Here is a 19,172-nt window from a genome sequence, read left to right on the forward strand (position 1 = left end):
TCAGCCCCTTGCCTGATCTGCTGTGATTGGCGTTGTTGATATCGTGTTTGACGTAGGTTCTGCGCTGTCGTCGCCAACCGAGCCGCCGAGATAGGCTTCAATTACTTTAGGATCGGTCTGCACTTCGGATGGCTTACCCTCTGCAATTTTTTGACCGAAGTCGAGTACCGTCACGGTATCGCAAATCGACATCACCACATCCATATGATGCTCAATCAGGATAATCGTAATGCCATGCTGGCGGATCTTGCGAATGATGGCGATCAATTCCTTAATATCCGGCGCGGTTAAACCTGCGGCGGGTTCATCGAGCAATAAGAGCTTGGGATTCAGGCCAAGAGCGCGGCCGATTTCCAGCATCCGCTGTTTACCGTAAGGCAAATTACGCGCCTCTTCTTCGGTCAGTGCAGCCAGTCCCATGAATTGCAAAATAGCCGCAGCACGCACTCTGGCCTCATGCTCCTCACGCTTGTAACGAGGCGTATGTAGCATGACATCGAGTACGTTACTTTTAAAAGTGTGATGCAGACCAACCAGAATATTTTCTGTCGCACTCATCTCGCCAAATAACTGTACGTTCTGAAAAGTACGGGCAACACCGCCCAAGGCGATTTCGGATGGGGTTAACCCGGAAATCGTTTTGCCATTGAACTCGACACTACCGCCGGTAGGTTGATAAATACCTGTCAGTACGTTCATCATGGTGCTCTTGCCAGAACCATTTGGTCCGATCAATCCGTGCACCGTACATTTGGCAATCGTCAGATCTACCTGGTTCAATGCCTTGAGTCCGCCGAACTGCATTAGTACCTGTTTCGCACGCAGCAGGCTGCCGGTGATTGGCGTACTGGGATCCGCCATGCTCCAGGCTTTGGATTCATCGGCAACGGCATTGGCATGCACCGTATGCTCTATCCGGGATCCGACCAGTCCACGCATAAAACCAACAATGCCATCTTGCAGGTAGTACACCACGAACAGGGTCATTAAACCAAAAATCGTCAGGCGCCAGTCAGTGATATTTTCCAGACGATAGGAGAACATCGCCATGCCGACTGTCGCTACCAGAGGCACGATAATGTCTCTGATCGTCTTACGTTTTTTCAGTAACATGAGTGCCCCGGCGACAACGCCGATGACTGCAGCTGCCGTTGCGATCTTGCGGAACAATTCAATATCGGCCAGCAAACTAGGCAACATGACGACAATCAGCGCACCTAACAGGGCACCGCTACGGGTCTTGCGGCCACCCATGATAATAGCGAGCAGGAACATGATAGTCAGCTCGAAGTTATAGGTGTTTGGCGAAATATATTCTTCTGAATAGGAATACAAACTACCCGCCAGCCCAGCCAGCGCTGCGCTGATGACGAAGGCATATACTTTATAGCGATAGACCGAGACACCCATACAATCCGAGGCAATCGGACTATCACGCAATGCCTGAAATGCCCGACCCAGATGTGATTTTAAAATCCTGTGAACGACGATCAGTGACAGCACCATCATGACGGCTACAAGATAGAAAAAACCTACCTCACCGAGTTTGACGCCGAAGAACATCGGCTTGGCAACTTTCAATCCCATCGGTCCTTCTGTCAGGAAAGTCATCTCATTGATGAGAATCTGAATAATCGTACCGAACGCCAAGGTAACCATCGCGAGATAAGGCCCTGTCACACGCAAAGCCGGTAGTGCCAGAAGAGCGCCGAATATCGCTGTCACGCCGATACTGGCTGGCATCGCAATCAGGAACGGCAAACCAAATTTAAAATACAGCACGCCGGTTGTATAAGATCCGATACCAAATAATCCGGCATGTCCGAGAGATACCTGTCCCGTATAACCCACCACAATGTCCAGTCCAAACAAAAGAATCGCGTAGATCAGTATCGTCTCGGCTAAGTGGATGTAATACGGGTTGTGTACGATGACAGGGAAAGCGGCTAGGGCGATCAGACCGATAATCGCAGTAATGAAAGTTTTTTTATTCATCATCAGACTCATTTTTAAACTTTCTTAATTGCAGTTTTGCCGAACAGACCAGCAGGTTTTACCGCCAGTACCAGCAGCAGCAATAACAGCCCTGGAACTTCCTTGTAACCTGTGGAGATATAGAATCCGGTCAGGGTTTCAGCAACGCCAAGTATCAATCCACCGACAATCGCGCCCATACCAGATGTCAATCCACCGATAATCGCTACCGCAAACGCCTTGAGACCCAAGGCGGTGCCCATAGTGGCACCGGTGAGCGTCAGAGGTGCGACCAGAACGCCTGCGAAGGCAGCGGTTGCTGATGACAGTGCATAAGAAAAGGTAATGACCATACTGGTATTAATCCCCATCAATCCTGCAGCATCGCGATCGTTGGACGTGGCGACGACCGCCTTTCCGTAAATCGACTTCCGGTTGAATAACTCAACTGCCAGCATCATCGCCAGCGCACCCAGTACAACAACGATCTGCATCGGCTGCACGTTCGCACCCAGCACCTGGAACGGCGTCGCGGACAGCGGTGTTGGAAAAGTCAGATCGTCTTTGCCCCAGATATTTTCAGCGACATTTTTAAAGATGATGGCGAGTGCAATGGTGGACATAATCCAGCCGAATTCAGATTTAATTTTGATCGCCGGACGGACGCCAATCCATTCAACGACCGCACCTTGTAAAGCACCGAAAACAATCACAATCGGAATCATGAGCCAGTAACTCATGTAGGGCCCGCCATGAATATTGCCGACCAGGCTGAGACCAACCAATGCGCCTAGCATCAGTGCTTCGCCTTGTCCGAAATTCAGAGTGCCGGAGGTCGCAAAAGTAAGTTGATAGCCGAACGCAATGACGGCGTAAATCATGCCCAGCGCGATGCCGCTGAACACTAATTGGAGAACAATATCCATGATGACCTTGAGAGCAAGTGTAGAACACAGGAATGACTGGCATCTCACTATCCAAATAAATTGTACAGATCGTAAAAATTCCGATTGTGCTATCTGATGTGTGAGATGCCAGCGCTACCTACAACGAGTACTTGTATTGATTTTTGAATTATTTCTTAATTTAATCATTAATAAATCAAGGAATCAAAAATCACTACTTAAGCAGCTGTGTTACTTGAATTGATTGAAGAGCTTATTGCGCCAGAGCGACGTGACCTTCTTTGACGGCACCCATGACTGGCATACCGGCTTTGATCGCTTCGTGATCTACTTTAGTGAAAGGCTTGTCATAAGTCGTGACGACACCTTCTACTTTTGCCTGCAAACCTTCCAGGGCTTCGCGGACTTTTGGTCCCTCTGTAGAACCGGCCTGCTTGATTGCTGCGGCTAACAAATAGATGGAATCATAGCCCTGCGCTGCCGACACTGGAGACGGGATACGGCCACCAGGTGGATTGTAGGCTTTCAGATAAGCATCAATGAAGGCTTTACGTTTTGGCGTGTTGGGAATCTGGATGAAGGTTTGCGGCATTGATGCGCCTTCGCCGTTCTTGCCAGCGTTGTCGATGAAGTTACCCATAGACAGTGTCCAGCTGCCGATCATCGGTACTTTCCAGTTCAGTTTTTCCATACCGTTCGCGATCTGCGCAAGTTCAGGACCGATACCGTAAGTCAGAATCGCTTGTGCGCCAGACTGCTTTGCCTTCAGCAATTGCGCTGTCATATCCACGTCTTTGATATTGAACTTTTCAACAGCAACGGGTTTCAAGCCTTTTTTATCCAGTGCTTTTTCCAAGTCCTCACGACCGAGTTGGCCGTAGTTGGTGGAGTCCGCCAGAATCGCTACTTTACTCAGCTTGCGCTTGCCCACTGCCTCTTCGACGATCATTGCTGACTGAATTGTGTCATGTGCGGCATTACGGAAAATATAGTTTTCAGGCTGATCAGCAAACTGCTTGGTCACCACGCTGCCGGTGGCAACATTGTTCATAACCGGAATTTTGGCTTCCTGATAAAAACGCTGGGATGCGAGCGCAACACCGGTGTTGATGAAACCGACGGTGGAAACAACTTTTTCTTTGTTGATGAGCTCTTGCGCAACCTGAACGCCGCGCTCATTTTTTGCTTCATCATCACGTTCAACTAACTGGAACGGACGACCGAGTACACCACCTGCTGCATTGATTTCGGTAACGGCGAGTTTAACGCCATCACGCATAGACACACCCATCGGTGCAGAACCGCCGGTGAATGGGCCGGTAACACCAATTTTAATCGGATCTGCAGCTACTGCTGATAATGCCAAAGTCGCCAACGCAGCTACAATCATTGCCTGTAATTTATATGACATGTCGTCCTCCATTTATATTATTTTGAACCATCTGATTTACTACAAAATTTCTGTTATGAAGCATATGGAACATCGGCATTTTCCAGAGAAGTCGTTCACTGCCGCAGCATCCACACTTACCCAACACAAACTAAGCACAAAGATTCTGGCATAGTGAATTTTATTCCCAAGTGAAAAGAAATTCATATTCACATGAAATATTTGCATGCTTACGTGAGTGCCTACGCAGTACTACTGAAAAAAGCATATTTACCTCGTTTTCCCTGCTAAATTCTATTTTGCAGCGCACCAATACTGCGTAAAAATACGGTGCTTTTCGAGATGTAGGGTAAGTAGTATTGATTAATAATTTTCTCGCAAAAACAACGCCAGCTTTCCACCGGAGAAATTGATTGTTGCATGCAAGATAGTATGATCAGGCATCACCGCCAGGAGCCAAGATGAATCCAGAATCAGATCAACTCAGAGTACTCGCTTTTGACGTCTTTGGTACGGTTGTCGACTGGTATACCAGCGTCAGAAGAGAAATTGAACAGATCGCACCGACAATCGACGGTAATCGCTTTGCGCTGGCATGGAGAGAAGCCTATGTCCCGGCGATGCAGCGTGTAATGTCGGGTCAAACCGGCTGGACCACAATCGACGTGCTGCACCGGCAGATCCTGGAGGACTTGTTACCGCAATTTGGCTTAACGCAAATGAGCAATCATCAACGAGACCACCTCAACCAGGTATGGCACCGGCTCGATGCATGGCCGGATAGTGTTGCAGGCTTAGTCAGACTCAAATCACGTTTTACGATTTGCACTCTTTCTAACGGGAATATGAGTTTGCTCACAAATATGGCAAAACATGCGGGCTTGCCCTGGGACTGCATTTTGTCTGCAGAAATCTTCCGGCGCTACAAGCCCGACCCGGCAACCTATCTGGGCGTTGCAAACTTGTTAGACGTGCGACCGGATCAGGTCATGCTGGTAGCCGCACATCAAAGTGATCTGGCAGCAGCCAGAGCCTGTGGATTAAAAACTGCCTACATTGAGCGTCCTGTCGAATATGGACCAGCCGTCGCCAAGGATATTTCAGCCAATCCGGCAAATACTTATCACGCCAGAGACCTCGCTCATCTCGCCGATCTACTGGGTGCTTAAGCTATTTGAGGGGAAGATGTTCCTGCATGAAAAGCACATCATCTCTTCATGCAGGACATATCCGGCTTGCCATATTGCAGTAACTATTTCATCCCTAACTGATGCAAGATAAAGCCGTACTCTTCCGCCGTCTGTAATTGACGGACGAAACGACCAGATTTACCACCGTGCCCTGCTTCCATATTGACTTTGTAGAGCAAAGGCTGCTGGCCTGTTTTGGTTGCACGCAACTTGGCAACCCATTTGCTTGGCTCATAGTACTGAACCTGAGAATCATACAAGCCGGTGGTGACCAGCATGGCGGGATAATCTTTTTTCTGGACGTTGTCGTAAGGCGAATACGAGAGCATGTAGTCGTACGACGTTTTTTGTTTTGGATTACCCCACTCATCAAATTCGTTGGTCGTCAGCGGAATACTCTCGTCTAGCATGGTGGTGACGACGTCAACGAAAGGAACATGGGCGACTATGCCGGCATATTTATCGCCTGCCATATTGGCAACCGCGCCCATCAGCAAACCACCTGCACTGCCGCCCATTGCAACGACTCTGTCTTTAGCGGCGTAACGCTGCGCAACCAGGTAATCGGTCACATCAATAAAATCGGTGAAGGTATTTTTCTTTTTTAATAATTTGCCATTCTCATACCAGTCACGCCCCATCTCCTGACCACCACGGATGTGCGCAATCGCAAATACAAACCCGCGGTCCAGAAGCGAGATCACTGCCGGACGAAAAACAGGATCGGTCGACATTCCATAGGAGCCATAGGCATACTGATACAGCGGTGCATGTCCGTCACGTTTAAAGCCTTTACGATATACCAGTGATACCGGAATTTTGGTGCCATCCTGCGCGTTAGCCCACACCCGTTCAGTTGTATAGTTCTGGCGTTTAAAACCACCTAATACCGGCTGTTCCTTCATCAGCTTTCTCACCCCGCTTTTCATATCGACCGAATACACACTCGGTGGTGTTGTCAGCGAACTATAGCTATAGCGTAGCTCATCGGTGTCCTGCTCAGCATTAATACCAAACGACGCCGCATAAGCAGGTTCGTCGGATTGAATAAACGTGGCCTTCTCAGGCGCATTCCAGGACATGACCTTTAAACGTAACAAGCCATCAGAACGTTCATTGATTGCGATAAAATTTTTAAACAGCGCAAAATTCTGAATGAACACAGATTTGTTATGCGGAACCAGTTCTTTCCAATGGTTCCGGTCACCTACCATGGCGTCTGCCACTGACATCAAGCAAAAATTCGGTGCCTGCCAGTCGGTCAATACAATCCAGCGTCCATTGATATGATCAATACTATATTTAACCCCGGTAGTTCTTGGGGCAAACACCACCGGCATAGCCTCAGGATGATCGACGCTGAGAATATGCGCCTCACTCGTCTCTGTGCTACGCAATTCGATGACGAGATAGCGATCATCGCCGGTAGTCGCGATGCTCATGTAATAGCTATGATCCTGCTCGGTGTAGACGATCGTGTCTTCTTTGGCATCGGTACCCAGCACATGTTTTTTGACACGGGTGGATAACAGCGTCACCGGATCGTTCTCTATATAAAACACGGTCTTATTATCAGCCGCCCACACCACTTGCGGAGATAAACCGGCGATCTCATCGGTAAAATTTTTGCCCGTTTTAAGATCGCGGAACTTCAACTTGTACTGACGGCGACCGCTGTCATCCTCAAGATAGGCAAGCAATTGTTCGTTCGGACTTACAGCTCTTTGTCCGACGTCAAAATACGCTTTATTTTTCGCTTCACGATTCCCGTCCAGCATGATCTGCTCGAAACCGCCTGCGACAGGTTTGCGGCCAAATACCGGATACTCCGCCCCTTTGGCGAAACGCGTGTAATACAGATACTGACCCTTTTTAAACGGGACAGTGCTGTCATCCTGTTTGATGCGTCCAACAATCTCTTTGTATAGCCGATCAGTCAGTCCCTGATAAGCCGAAGACTGCGCTTTGAAATAAGCGTTCTCTGCATTCAGGTAATCCAGCATGGCAGGTAATTTGCGGGCATCATCGCGCAGCCAGTAATACGGATCGTTCCGCGTGCCGTTGGGTGACTCGACCTGATATGGCTGTTGTGCGGCCACCGGTGGTGCCGTAGACGCTTGTAATGCCGATGTTGCCGATGATGAAGGCATGACTGCTGAGGCAGCAAACACTGCGGGGCAACATAGTAAGGAAACTGAGAAAGTCAGAAACGAAAAACCGATGGTACGACTACGCATAATAGAACCTCGATAGTTAAGTCAGCCTAGCAAGCCGTACAAGTTATCTGGACTAATTCGTCTATATAAATTGCACTACTGGCCAAGCCGATTTCATGGTTTGATGATGACAACAAGTTCGACGGCAAACTTATCTGCTGTGAGATGTCAGACGTGCCAACGGAGACGCAATACTGACGCCAGGGGCCTCATTGCGGGCACCTTTATGTGAGTCGGCTCTTTTTGAGGAAGAGCTCGCTTCATCCAGGCGCTCATCCGCCTCGCCTCCCAGCAAGCTACCACCGTCTGGATTACGTCGCATGGCAACGCCGACGGCGAGCATATCAATGACGAGTAGATGCAGGATACGGCTGACCATCGGCAAATGCGTAGAGACATCTTCGACATGATCGACAATCAGTGCGGCATCTGCCTTACGTACCAGCGGTGACTGGCTCGCTGCAATCGCGATGACCGTCGCTCCGCGCTCACGCGCTTTTTCTGCGACCTCCAGCAACTCGGGCAGGCGGCCGCTGCTACTGATAATGACCACCACATCTTTTGGCTTTAATACACTGGCGGCCAGCAATTGCAAACGTGAATCCGTATGCGCAACACTAGGAATACCAAGGCGTAAAAATTTGAATTGTGCATCCTGGGCAACCACGCCGTAATGACCGATGGCATAGAACTCAACGCGATCCGCATGCACGATCAGATCAATTGCCCGGTCAATCATTTCACGATTGAGCTGGCTACGCACCTGTAATATTGCTGAGGCGGTATTGCCTAATACCTTTGCACCAAGCTCCAGGGCAGAGTCGTCATTGGTTACCTGAATATGCGTGACAGGTACCGTACCAGTGAGTCCTGAAGCAAGGCGCAATTTAAAATCAGATAAGCCTTCGCAACCCAGAGAACGGCAAAACCTGATCACCGTTGGCTGACTTACTTCGGCAGCTCTGGCGATCTCTGCGATCGGATCATTCAATACCGAGCGCGCATGCGCGAGTACGTGCTCAGCGACGCGTAACTCTGCCGGTGACAACTCGGATCGGGCACGACGAATCTGGCCAAGAATTGCTGAGCCTGGATCGGCACTCAAAGTGCGCAATTGCGCATCCAGGATCGCTGAAGCGCCAGTAAAGGTTGCATGTTCTGCAGTAATGACAAAGGTCGGAATCGCTGCCACATAACGACTAAATCGGCCCTTGTCTTCAAACCGTGAACGGAAGCGCGATACATCAAAATACGTGCCTAAGCGCGGTACAATACCGCCGCCGATATAGATGCCACCCAAGGCACCCAGCGTAACCGCAAGATTGGCCGCAGCAGTACCCAGCATGGCGCAAAAAACATCCAGCGTATCGACACAAACTGCATCCGTCTCATCCAGCGCCCGCTGCGTAATATCGGGAGCAGTCAACGCCAGCGGCGCAACGCCTGCCAGTTCAGCCAGGGCACGGTAAATCAGCTCAAGTCCGGGGCCGGATACCAGACGCTCGAACGAGACATGCTCAAAGTGTTTCCATACATAGCGCAGGACGGCAATTTCGCGCTCATCTCTGGGAGAAAAACTAGTATGCCCACCTTCGGAACCGAGAGAAATCCAACCATCACCAGCGGGAATCAGGCCAGAAACGCCGAGGCCGCTGCCGGGTCCCAGCAAACCGATCACGCTTTGTTTACTGGCATCGCCAGTACCGATCTGCCGTATGTCGTTAGGCCCAAGCCTTGGCAATGCCATCGCCAGCGCAGTGAAGTCGTTGACGATCAGTAAAGTATCAAGGCCGAGTTTCTGGCGCATTTCTTCGATCGAAAATTGCCAGTGGTAATTGGTCATACTCACCAGATCGCCATCAACCGGGTTCGCAATAGCAACGGCAGCATGTTCGACATGCTGAGAAGGAACAGATGCCAGATAGGAGGAAATTGCGGCAGCGAAATCAGGAAATTCCGCACAGCGCAAGGAATCAATATGCTGAAAATCACCTTTCGCCACTTCCAATGCAAAGCGGGCGTAGGTACCGCCGATATCGGCAATTAAGCGCGGACTGTCAAAAGGGAGCATGTACGTTCATTTCTTATTGTAAATATTGATCAGGTCGTCCCGGGATACTTGCCAACCAATCCAATTCAGCCAGCCCGCACACAGGATCAAATCTCGCCGCGCTATTGTAGTCCTGCGGCTCAGCGAACGATAGTTGTTCACCGGTATAGGTGCTTTTTTGTTAAAAAATGCCAACAGGCAATGTAACTGCCGTCTTGGCATTGAATATAAAGTTTGCTCAAAACAGGAAATGTAACTTCACTACAACACATCCATCATAGAGCATAAACCACCGTGACAGCAGCCTATTCCGCCAGAACCTGAGCCATTCCGACTGACTTACTTAGACAGGACTGACGCAAAATGACAATTTCATCACCACCAGTCAGATTGAACACGCAGGCTAGATGAGGCTTTCAAAGGCTTTTCACGCCAACAGGCGCATTCAGCCTGCGGATTCATTTGGGGAACATCTAAAAACTCTTTAATCGATATTCGATGGGCGTATTAGTCCTGCCATTTTTCTGTGTTTCTGTGTTTCCGTGCCTCCATGTCTCCGTGCTTAGATGTTTTGTGTCAACCCTGTAGCGCTGATGTTTCAATGCGAAGCTTGTTAGAAGTTATTCATGAGTGATGGTCAATGCCTCATGGCAAGCGCAAAAATTCAAGCTTGACGAGGGAAATTCGTCTCAGCGGCGGTGTTTTTCAGTCTTTCCTTGTTTATCGGTTGCATCGAAACTGTAGTTTTGCTACATTACACTCACGAATTACCATTTAATTTTCTGGCAATCATCATGCGAACATTTTTTTGTCACTCACATCCCCAGAAGCACCCTGCTAGCGAGCACCGCTGCGCAAGTACATCCGAGCGCAAGGAGTAACGAAGTGATGGCATCCGTTTCCATGAACAAACTATCCCCCACTACTTTTCCGTGGCTGGTCGCTGATATCGGCGGCAGTAATGCGCGCTTTGGCTGGATCGCCAGTAAAGATGCGGGTATCGAATTTGTCCGTACGCTGCCGGTTATTGGCTTTACCGATCCGGTTGCCGCAACCAATGCTTATCTTGCCGAGCTTGCCGCACAACTCAAAGAGGACTATCAGGCACCACGCTGCGCAGCTTTTGCGGTAGCAACTGCCGTTGCCAGCGACCAGGTTGTATTCACGAATAGTCATTGGAGCTTCTCAAGAGCAGCGGTGCAATCGGCATTGCAACTGGATACGTTCATCGTCTTAAATGATTTTGAAGCACTCGCCCTGTCCCTGCCGCGACTCAGTGCGACACAGCTAAAATCCAATGGCCCGCTGCCGGTGCAAACCGGCACTCTGGCAGTGATAGGTCCGGGAACCGGCCTCGGTGTCGCCGGCGTGATTGAAACCAAAAAAGGCTGGATCGCGTTGCCAGGAGAAGGCGGTCACGCAACACTAGCCGCTGGCGACGAATTTGAGAGTGCACTGCTGAATCATGTCCGCACTTTATACCCGCATGTCTCAGCGGAGCGTTTGCTGTCCGGAATCGGCTTACCGGTGCTGCATAACGCTGTTGCCGCAGTCATGCAAGTCAGCGTCACTGAACTCTCGACTGAAACGATCGTTGAACAAGGTCTGGCAAATAGCGATCCTGTCTGCGCTAAAACCCTGGATATATTTTGCGCCTTGCTCGGTAGCTTCGCAGGCAGCGTTGCCCTGATTCTGGGTGCGCGCGGAGGCGTGTATATCGGCGGCGGCATCGTACCGCGCCTTGGCGATTACTTCTTCCAATCCAGATTTCGCGAGCGGTTTGAAGCAAAAGGTCGCTTCGATGGCTATCTGAAGCACATTCCCACGGCCTTGATTACCGACACATTAGCAGCATTAACAGGCGCAGCAATGGCGATTGAGCAGCAAGTAGAGTAAGGCCTACCTGCGATCACTTACCGCCAATCCGTTCACAGCCTTATTTACTGCATTGACCAAGTTCGCCGGAACTCATTACATCAACAGAAATGAGTTCCGGCAGTCCCGCGCCCTGGTGGACTAACGCTCCACAAATACCACGGCACTTCTCGCAGGAACAGTGAACAAACCTGTCACCGCATCATAGCTTGCGAGCTGCACAGGTCGCTGATCTGCCGCGCCCGGCTGAACATGTACCGGATGCAGCACATAATTTTTTGCGGCTTCTGCGGCGATACTGATTGATTGGCTGGCCGGTGCCACGTTGATGAAATACATCAGACTCTTAAAACCTGCATCCGGGTAGGAGCGCCCATCAACATGCGCAACCAGTACCACAGGATTTTGCTGCGAACCTGTGTTGTAAAAGTGCAGGCGCTGGCGAATATCTGCACTCGTTTTCAGGCGAAACAAAGAAGAGCTTGCCCGGATTTTTAACAGATCACGAAACATATCGCGTGCCATCGCAATATCACCGGGACGCGGCTTGATTGCCGCATTACTCAACAAAGGCACAAGGATGGCGTACTCGGCGGCGTTATCAGCGGATGGCGGCAAACCGGTTCCAAAATAATTATCCTGATATGACCAGTCAATCCGGTTAAACCAATCACCCGAATCAAAACTGTTTTTATCCATCGACTTGGAGCGCAAGGTATCAATACCCGCATGAAAATACGCAACGCCCTGACTAAATGCGTTGATAGCCACACCCAGCATCTGTACCCGCGTCCGGTCTTCATGACTGGTCGTCGTGGGTAGCTTGTAGGCATTCGCATCGAACAAGGTCTGGTTATCATGATTCTCTACATAATTGACTACCTCTGACGGTTCACTGACATATCCGGCGGGCTGACCGCTGTAATCCAGCTGTGCCAGCGGTAACTGCACATCACGCCTAGTCATCAAAAGATAATCACGGAGTGAGCCTGCCAGACCAACGCGCACCATATCGGCAGCGTCCATCAATTGCTGAGCATCAGCACGATTTGATGACTGACTAGCGAGCTCATTAGGCGCATAAAAAAGACCGTTGATATAACCCTGTTTTTTCACCAGATTATCACCTGACTCTGCCGCACCACCACCCCGCACCGCATCTCTGGCTCTGTCGCTGAATGTCCCTATACCAGATCCGTTCAGCGAGAGCTGCGACGCCTGCACAAAACGTGCACCATTCTCCACCTCACCAAAATTCCAGCCCTCACCGATGAGCTGCACATCACGACCAACAACGGATGTCAGCTTTGCCTTCAGTTGTTCCATGAGCTGACGCGGCTGATGCGCCATCAGGTCAAAGCGGAACGAATCGATTTTGTAGTGTTTTGCCCATAGCAAAACAGAATCAACCATCAGTTTTGCCATCATTTTATTTTCGGTCGCCGTGTTATCGCAGCAGGTCGACTGCTCGACTGCACCACTCGCATTCAGGCGGTGATAATAGCCAGGGACGATTCGATCGAGAACAGACTTCTCTTTCTGACCCGCTGCTGCGGTATGGTTATAGACGACATCCATACCGACACGCAATCCCGCGCGATGCAGCGCCATCACCATCTTACGAAGCTCTGTGATTCTGGTCGCACCGTTCGCAGGATCACTGGCGTAACTCCCTTCAGGTGCATTGTAATGATACGGATCATATCCCCAGTTAAAACAGTCTTTTGCGGCGTTCGCCACGATGACGGCCTGCTGCGTGGTATCACTAGCCGTCCCATGAATGATCGGTGTCAGACATTCTTTTTCCGGTACCGTGGCAAAATCAAAAATAGGTAGCAAGTGAATATCCGTTAAACCTGATGCGGCGAGCGCTTGCAGATGTCGCATACCATTTGAATTCACCTCATTGAATGCGGCATATTTACCGCGATGAGGCGCACTGACCGTGGGATCATTAATAGAAAAATCTCTGACATGCAACTCGTACACCACCATGTCGGTTTGCGACTTCAATGGCGCAGGTGCGGTGACTACATCCCAACCATCTGGCTTCAGCCGCACATCATCAAGGCTGGCGATATAGCTACGTTTGGAGTCGGTAGTTAAGCTGACGGAGTAAGGATCAGTCACCCGGTTACGAATAACACCCGCGCCATTCACCACTACATCAAGCAGGTATTGGTAATATTTTCCGGATAAATTATGCGGCTTGACCAAAGACCATATACCGCTTGCCGGATCGCGCAACATCGGCTCTACCGCGACAGCCTTGCCACTGCCCGTATCAAAACTGCACACATAGACCTGTTGCGCCGTCGGCGCCCACAGACGGAATTTAGTCGCCCTTGCAGCGACGGTCACACCGAGATCAGAGGCCATTGTCGCCGCATCAAACACATCATCAATCACACCTGCAACTTGTAAATGGGTAGATGCCAATACGACGCCGTCTGCACTTTCTTGCACGAGCACCAGTTGCCGACGGAGCAGTTCAGGAACACGTATGACATCCGGCTCTGCGAGCTGAAGCATCACACCTTCAGCGAGATAACTAAAACGCGTCGCCACCGGCGCTGGTGCAGCAGTACCAAAAACGCTGAGATTCAGAACGCCGTCAGCATCGCGAACCCGCTCACCCACTTGTGCAACGACCTGAGCGGCAGCGGAATAATAAAGTTTGAATTGTCCGGCACCGGTCTTCGACGGCCACTGAATAAATCTGGCATCAAGCCAGACTGCCCGCGCTTCTGCCGGTATTTTTGCCGTGTGCAATACCGTTTGAAATTGCGGCTCGTTGCATACCTCAACACCGGCATTGATCTGTGGAAAGCGATCCGCGGCAGCGGCCTGATTACTTTGCAAAATGCTGATGACAAGAGCCACAACAATCAGCGAACGCCACATCTTATTGATCGTAACGGGGGAAATACCTGAAATAACGCTGGCAATCATCCCCTGATTCTCTCGCTGATTCTCCAACTTATTACCTAAGCTATCCACACCGATTCGCTGCATATACCTATTGTCCCTATCTCAATTTTTCATTCAACTCATTAACGATTTAAACAAGCGCGCATATCCTCTAGCCAATCTCACGCCTTCGTAGCAGAGCAACATTTTTACTGTCGATTTTATTGTAGCATAACTACAAATAATGTTAGCCAAGCGGACTTTTAAAGCTTAAAATTAGGTAAAAATTTAGGAAAACCTAAAATATACCTATAAATAGTATGTAGTTAATCTACATATATGGAGACAAGTATGCGTAACTCAGTTCATTCTGCGGGCGTTGGACGCCCTTTGACTTCAATCACATGCCTAGTGTTTTTACTGGCGATCAGCGCCTGCGGCGGCGGATCAGGATCAAGCACCACAACCTCAATCTCAAGCACACCACCTACACCAACCACACCAACGCCGCCGCCGAGTTTAACGCCAGTCGATATCAGCGCCGTTTCCACCGGCAATACCGCCAGTAGCTTGCCCGATGGGTGGAGCAAAGGTGCATTCATAGAAATCTACGTACGCGGCTACAAAGACAGCGACGGTGATGGCATCGGAGACTTGCGGGGTGTTATACAAAGTCTCGACTATTTACGCGACTTAGGTATCAAAGGCATCTGGCTGATGCCAGTCACACGCAGTCAGGATGCGGATCATGGCTATGCGGTCAGCGACTACCGGAATATTGAAATCGGGTACGGCAATCTTGCCGATTTTGATGAACTGGTCAAACAAGCGCATGCACGCGGTATCGGGATTATTCTCGATTATGTAATGAATCATAGCGCGGCACAGAATTCACTTTTCATCAACTCATCCGCATCGACCTCAAATGACTATCGCTCCTGGTATGTCTGGAAAGATACGGCTCCGACTGGCTGGAGTATTTTTGGTACGAATCCGTGGTATAGCACCTCGAACGGTGCCTATTTTGCCGGCTTCTGGTCACAGATGCCCGACTTTAATATGCTCAATCCCAAAGTGTTTAGCTATCATCAGGACAATCTGCGCTTCTGGATGAACCGCGGGGTTGACGGCTTTCGTTTTGATGCCGTCGGCCATCTGGTCGAAAATGGTCCGAATGACTGGTACGACCAGCCACAAAACTACCCTATCATGGGCAGCGTTCATCAAGCCATTAATGCGTATCAACGTCGTTTCATGGTGTGCGAAGCACCTGAAGACGTAGCAGGATTTTCTGCTGGTAATGTCTGCGGCAGCGCCTTTGGCTTTGACCACAATTACGACATCGTGAACGCAGCGAAAGGTAAAACGGATGCGATCAATGCCGTCGCGAATTACTTCAAGACGATGACAACCGAGGTCTCGACCATGGTCTCGAACCACGACTCATTTGCAGGGGATCGCTTGTGGGATCAGGTCGGTGGAGATACGGCCAAATATAAACTTGCCGCCGCTACTTATTTACTGCAACCGGGCACGCCTTTTATTTACTATGGGGAAGAAATCGGCATGGCTGGCGCGGCAATACTGAGTGGAGATCCCAAATTACGGACACCAATGAGTTGGACCAATAATGCAAGTAATGCTGGCTTCAGCACAGGAACGCCATTCCGCGCTTTATCTGCGAATGTGGCAACACAAAATGTCGCCGTACAAATCGCAGATCCAAACTCTATCTACAGCTTTTATAAAGCCATGCTCAGTTTGCGCAATAGCCGCCTTTCTATCAGCCAGGGCGGTTACAGTAATGCATTTGTCTCTGGCAGTCTCATGGGGTTTCAGCGTCAGTCTGGTAGTGAAAAAACGCTGGTATTGATTAATTACGGCAGCGCATCAGCGCAGGCAAATCTGAGCAATTTATCTGCTAACGCAAGTCTGGCAAGCCTCTATCCGCAAAGCGGAACGACAATACTCGCCGATGGATCGGGAAATGCCCAAATCACTATGGCAGCACAATCTGTGCAGGTAATCAATGTGACGCCATAGCGATTGCTGGCCTGTAAAGTAAGTGTGCGACTTGAATTATTGAATCCAAATAAATTAAAACCAATGAAGCTACTTTACTCCCTGCTTGCGTTGATTAGCCTGAGCGGACAGCTCACTAATCCAGTAAGTGCTCAAACGCTCGCTGCCCGGGTAACAACTACAGCAGCCACGCCAGCGGATTACCAGATCACGCACCTGGAACCGGCATCATGGTGGGTGGGAATGAATAATCCGCAGCTACAATTAATGGTGCACGGCCGCCGTATTGGAGAGCTGACTCCTGATATTCAGTATCCCGGAGTCACCATCACTTCCGTCCAGCGAGTCAGCAATCCTAACTATCTATTTATCCAGCTCGACGTTACTCAGCAAGCCTTACCGGGTAAGCTGGACATCAACTTTAGTCGCCAGGGAATCAAGGTCCTGAACACCGGCTATCAGCTCAATGCGCGCCGCGAGCACTCTGCACAACGCAAAGGCTTCAGTCAGTCTGATGCGATATATTTGCTAGTGCCAGACCGGTTCGCGAATGGCAATCCGGAGAATGACTCGGTTGCGCAACTCGTAGAGAGCAGTAATCGAACCAAACCCGGCGGCAGGCATGGCGGTGATTTACAAGGCATTAGCGACCATCTGGATTACATTGCTCAGATGGGATTCACCACGATCTGGCCGACTCCACTGACACAAAATAATCAAGCTGCTTATTCCTATCACGGCTACTCAGCAACCGACCTGTATCAGGTCGACGCCAGACTGGGAAGTAACGAGGACTATCGCCAACTGGTCAGTAAAGCGAAAAGTAAAGGCCTAGGATTTATTCAGGACGTCGTGCTGAACCACGTAGGATCCGGGCACTGGTGGATGAAGGACATGCCTGCGCCCGACTGGTTAAATTTCCCAAACAAATATACAGAAACCTCCCATGCGCGCAGCACAGTGCAAGACCCGCATGCAGCACAAGGCGACAAAGAAAAATTCGCCAGCGGCTGGTTCACAACCACGATGCCTGACCTGAATCAGCGCAATCCCCTGCTAGCGACTTACCTGATACAAAACACCATCTGGTGGATTGAATACGCCGATCTGTCCGGCATTCGCACTGACACCTATTCTTACTCAGACAAAAGCTTTCTCGCTGAGTGGTCGCGTAGTGTGACCAATGAATATCCGCATCTGAATCTCGTCGGCGAAGAGTGGAGTAATAACCCCGCCATCGTCGCTTACTGGCAGCGAGGAAAAATCAATCCAGACGGCTATGTCTCCAGTGTACCAGCATGATGGATTTCCCCTTACATGACAGTCTGCGTGCGGGCTTGATGGGTGAGGAGTCAGCATCAGAGGGTTTATTGAAAATATATCTGGCAATTGCCAATGACTTTATCTATCCGGATGCCAGCAACCTGGTTATTTTCGAGGGCAACCACGATACAAGCCGGCTTTTTTCAGCATTAAATAATAGCCTCCCGCACTACAAAATGGCATTGACGTATCTCGCCACGATGCGGGGTATTCCGCAATTTTTTTATGGCACAGAAGTGTTGATGCAAAGTCCGAAAAAACGTGATGACGGCAAGGTACGCAGCGATTTCCCGGGCGGTTGGACCGGTGACAAGATCAGTGCATTTACAGGTAAGGGATTAAGTAAGATGCAAAAAGAAGCACAGGATTTTATGCGCCAATTACTGAACTGGCGAAAAACCTCTGCCGCTATTCATCAGGGAAAGTTATTGCATTACCTCCCGGAAAACGGTTGTTATGTTTATTTTCGGTACACCGGCACTCAAAAAGTGATGGTGATATTAAACAAAAATACTATTGAGACTAATCTCGCTACCTCACGCTTTTCTGAAATGTTAAGCCCCACGGCAAAGGGCCGCAACATATTGACGGGACAGGAGGTCGATTTGAAAAAACCCCTGCATTTGTCGCCACTCTCAGCGACCATTATCGACATCAACGAACTCTGACAAATAACCGATTTGTAGTGGACTGAACATACCTATTTTTTAACGACTGATCGCTTTGAGGAAGACATGAAAAAACTACTTACCTTAGTTGCATTGAGTGCCAGCACTATCGTACCACTTACCGCTTACGCACAAGTGCAATCTTCAGTGAAACATCTGGCATGGACAAAGAACGCCATGATTTATGAAGCGAATATTCGCCAGCATTCAAAAGAAGGTAGTTTTCAAAAATTTGAAGAATATCTGCCGGAATTAAAGAAGATGGGGGTCAGTGTGATCTGGCTAATGCCGATCAATCCTATCGGCGAGATAAATCGCAAAGGCACTTTAGGCAGTTATTACGCGGTAAAAGACTATCGTGGTGTCAATCCGGAATTTGGTACACCTGCTGATTTTAAACACCTGGTAAACGCCATTCATGCAGCAGGCATGTACGTGATCATCGACTGGGTTCCTAACCATACGGCCTGGGATCATCCATGGGCAAAAGAACATCCGGATTTCTATAAAAAAGATAAGGATTGGACTTCCCCTAATTCAGTAGACATTTAATAATGTCAAAAACTGAGAAGGAAGTACATCATGAGAAAGAGTCGATTCACTGAAGAATTCAAAGCAGAAGCGATTAAACAAGTCACTGAACGTGGCC

At 49.5% G+C, this 19,172-nt stretch carries 12 protein-coding genes; 6 read left to right on the top strand and 6 right to left on the bottom strand.

Going from position 1 to position 19,172, the window contains the following annotated elements; all coding sequences use genetic code 11:
- The 3 genes from ACO0LE_RS18685 to ACO0LE_RS18695 all read right to left on the bottom strand — a co-directional run bounded on the left by ACO0LE_RS18685 (position 1) and on the right by ACO0LE_RS18695 (position 4,290).
- A complete protein-coding gene (locus ACO0LE_RS18685) occupies positions 1-1,995 on the bottom strand; it encodes an ABC transporter permease subunit (protein ID WP_422961843.1) in 1,995 nt (664 codons plus the stop codon).
- A 14-nt stretch (positions 1,996-2,009) separates the two neighbouring features.
- On the bottom strand, positions 2,010-2,900 hold the full coding sequence (locus ACO0LE_RS18690; protein WP_422961844.1) for a branched-chain amino acid ABC transporter permease: 891 nt from the start codon (positions 2,898-2,900) through the stop codon (positions 2,010-2,012).
- A 232-nt stretch (positions 2,901-3,132) separates the two neighbouring features.
- On the bottom strand, positions 3,133-4,290 hold the full coding sequence (locus tag ACO0LE_RS18695) for an ABC transporter substrate-binding protein (protein ID WP_422961845.1): 1,158 nt from the start codon (positions 4,288-4,290) through the stop codon (positions 3,133-3,135).
- Between the two features lie 440 nt (positions 4,291-4,730).
- On the opposite strand from ACO0LE_RS18695, the gene ACO0LE_RS18700 reads away from it, so the two are divergent.
- Positions 4,731-5,438 (top strand): haloacid dehalogenase type II, encoded by a 708-nt coding sequence (locus tag ACO0LE_RS18700; protein ID WP_422961846.1) that lies wholly within the window; start codon positions 4,731-4,733, stop codon positions 5,436-5,438.
- A gap of 83 nt (positions 5,439-5,521) precedes the next feature.
- Here ACO0LE_RS18700 and ACO0LE_RS18705 read toward each other — a convergent pair whose 3' ends face one another.
- Complete coding sequence (locus tag ACO0LE_RS18705; RefSeq protein WP_422961847.1) at positions 5,522-7,696, bottom strand: S9 family peptidase; 2,175 nt, start codon at positions 7,694-7,696, stop codon at positions 5,522-5,524.
- Between the two features lie 130 nt (positions 7,697-7,826).
- Complete coding sequence (locus ACO0LE_RS18710) at positions 7,827-9,746, bottom strand: glucokinase (protein ID WP_422961848.1); 1,920 nt, start codon at positions 9,744-9,746, stop codon at positions 7,827-7,829.
- Between the two features lie 867 nt (positions 9,747-10,613).
- Between ACO0LE_RS18710 and glk the strand changes: the two genes are divergently transcribed.
- On the top strand, positions 10,614-11,621 hold the full coding sequence (glk, locus tag ACO0LE_RS18715; RefSeq protein ID WP_422961849.1) for a glucokinase: 1,008 nt from the start codon (positions 10,614-10,616) through the stop codon (positions 11,619-11,621).
- Positions 11,622-11,741: 120 nt separating this feature from the next.
- On the opposite strand, the gene ACO0LE_RS18720 is transcribed toward glk, so the two are convergent.
- Complete coding sequence (locus tag ACO0LE_RS18720) at positions 11,742-14,615, bottom strand: alpha-1,6-glucosidase domain-containing protein (RefSeq protein ID WP_422961850.1); 2,874 nt, start codon at positions 14,613-14,615, stop codon at positions 11,742-11,744.
- A 246-nt stretch (positions 14,616-14,861) separates the two neighbouring features.
- Here ACO0LE_RS18720 and ACO0LE_RS18725 point away from each other — a divergent pair, with 246 nt between their 5' ends.
- From ACO0LE_RS18725 to ACO0LE_RS18740, 4 genes are all read left to right on the top strand, one after another.
- Positions 14,862-16,553 (top strand): alpha-amylase family glycosyl hydrolase, encoded by a 1,692-nt coding sequence (locus ACO0LE_RS18725; RefSeq protein ID WP_422961851.1) that lies wholly within the window; start codon positions 14,862-14,864, stop codon positions 16,551-16,553.
- Between the two features lie 63 nt (positions 16,554-16,616).
- Positions 16,617-17,834, top strand: a complete 1,218-nt coding sequence (locus ACO0LE_RS18730; RefSeq protein ID WP_422961852.1) for an alpha-amylase family glycosyl hydrolase — start codon at positions 16,617-16,619, stop codon at positions 17,832-17,834.
- The gene (locus ACO0LE_RS18735) at positions 17,834-18,523 is read left to right on the top strand and encodes a cyclomaltodextrinase C-terminal domain-containing protein (RefSeq protein WP_422961853.1); all 690 of its coding nucleotides are present in this window, start codon (positions 17,834-17,836) and stop codon (positions 18,521-18,523) included. The genes ACO0LE_RS18730 and ACO0LE_RS18735 overlap by 1 nt, the downstream gene beginning before the upstream one ends.
- Before the next feature lie 66 nt (positions 18,524-18,589).
- Complete coding sequence (locus ACO0LE_RS18740; protein ID WP_422961854.1) at positions 18,590-19,075, top strand: alpha-amylase family glycosyl hydrolase; 486 nt, start codon at positions 18,590-18,592, stop codon at positions 19,073-19,075.
- The last annotated feature ends 97 nt before the right edge of the window (positions 19,076-19,172 follow it).

Origin of the sequence: Undibacterium sp. Xuan67W (assembly GCF_049340165.1) — a bacterium.
Taxonomy (GTDB): domain Bacteria; phylum Pseudomonadota; class Gammaproteobacteria; order Burkholderiales; family Burkholderiaceae_D; genus Undibacterium.

Bases quoted from the DNA above. Each gene is read 5' to 3' on its own strand.
- ACO0LE_RS18685 (WP_422961843.1), bottom strand. From the start codon at position 1,995: ATGAATAAAAAAACTTTCATTACTGCGATTATCGGTCTGATCGCCCTA.
- ACO0LE_RS18690 (WP_422961844.1), bottom strand. From the start codon at position 2,900: ATGGATATTGTTCTCCAATTAGTGTTCAGCGGCATCGCGCTGGGCATG.
- ACO0LE_RS18695 (WP_422961845.1), bottom strand. From the start codon at position 4,290: ATGTCATATAAATTACAGGCAATGATTGTAGCTGCGTTGGCGACTTTG.
- ACO0LE_RS18700 (WP_422961846.1), top strand. From the start codon at position 4,731: ATGAATCCAGAATCAGATCAACTCAGAGTACTCGCTTTTGACGTCTTT.
- ACO0LE_RS18705 (WP_422961847.1), bottom strand. From the start codon at position 7,696: ATGCGTAGTCGTACCATCGGTTTTTCGTTTCTGACTTTCTCAGTTTCC.
- ACO0LE_RS18710 (WP_422961848.1), bottom strand. From the start codon at position 9,746: ATGCTCCCTTTTGACAGTCCGCGCTTAATTGCCGATATCGGCGGTACC.
- glk (WP_422961849.1), top strand. From the start codon at position 10,614: ATGGCATCCGTTTCCATGAACAAACTATCCCCCACTACTTTTCCGTGG.
- ACO0LE_RS18720 (WP_422961850.1), bottom strand. From the start codon at position 14,615: ATGCAGCGAATCGGTGTGGATAGCTTAGGTAATAAGTTGGAGAATCAG.
- ACO0LE_RS18725 (WP_422961851.1), top strand. From the start codon at position 14,862: ATGCGTAACTCAGTTCATTCTGCGGGCGTTGGACGCCCTTTGACTTCA.
- ACO0LE_RS18730 (WP_422961852.1), top strand. From the start codon at position 16,617: ATGAAGCTACTTTACTCCCTGCTTGCGTTGATTAGCCTGAGCGGACAG.
- ACO0LE_RS18735 (WP_422961853.1), top strand. From the start codon at position 17,834: ATGGATTTCCCCTTACATGACAGTCTGCGTGCGGGCTTGATGGGTGAG.
- ACO0LE_RS18740 (WP_422961854.1), top strand. From the start codon at position 18,590: ATGAAAAAACTACTTACCTTAGTTGCATTGAGTGCCAGCACTATCGTA.